This window comes from Vibrio sp. Y176, from assembly GCF_033438945.1.
In genome coordinates this window covers 1-547 of the sequence record NZ_JAWOQS010001030.1, presented here as the reverse complement: position 1 = coordinate 547, position 547 = coordinate 1, and the positions used below count along the sequence as shown (strand labels likewise).

General features: G+C 41.3%; 1 pseudogene. It reads left to right on the top strand.

The window, feature by feature from the left end:
• Positions 1-342, top strand: a pseudogene (locus R7O13_RS30020) (type VI secretion system ATPase TssH); the annotation flags it as partial.
• Between the last annotated feature and the right edge of the window lie 205 nt (positions 343-547).

The window sequence follows — 547 nt, the reverse complement described above, 5'->3', positions numbered from 1 at the left end:
GTTAGCAAACACTTCCGCCCAGCGTTCTTGAACCGTGTTGACGAAATAGTGGTATTCCACCCACTTGGTCAAGAGCACATTAAGTCCATTGCTTCTATTCAATTAGAACGCTTGGCAAAACGACTAGAAGAAAAAGGGTATCAATTAGAGGTTTCTGATAAAGCACTCGACTTGATCGCCCAAGTCGGTTTCGACCCAGTATACGGTGCACGTTCTGTAAAACGTGCAATTCAACAGAATGTCGAGAACCCATTAGCTAAATCCATTCTTGCTGGTGAAATAGTTCCAGACAAGAAAGTGCAGCTAATCGTTACTAATGACCAAATTCTCGCTCATCAGTAATTGCACTGACACAAAAAAGTGAGATTAAAATCACATTTAAGGGGGTTTTCGGGCCCCTTTTCTATGCGCTTTTAGTCCGTTTTGGATGTTTTCTATACGAATGAACTAAAAAGGATAGTTTTTTTGAAAAATAGGCTTGTGTTCCTCAATGAACTCCCTATAATGCGCCTCCGTTGCCAAGGGAAAGCAAGTTAAGCGAAGCATA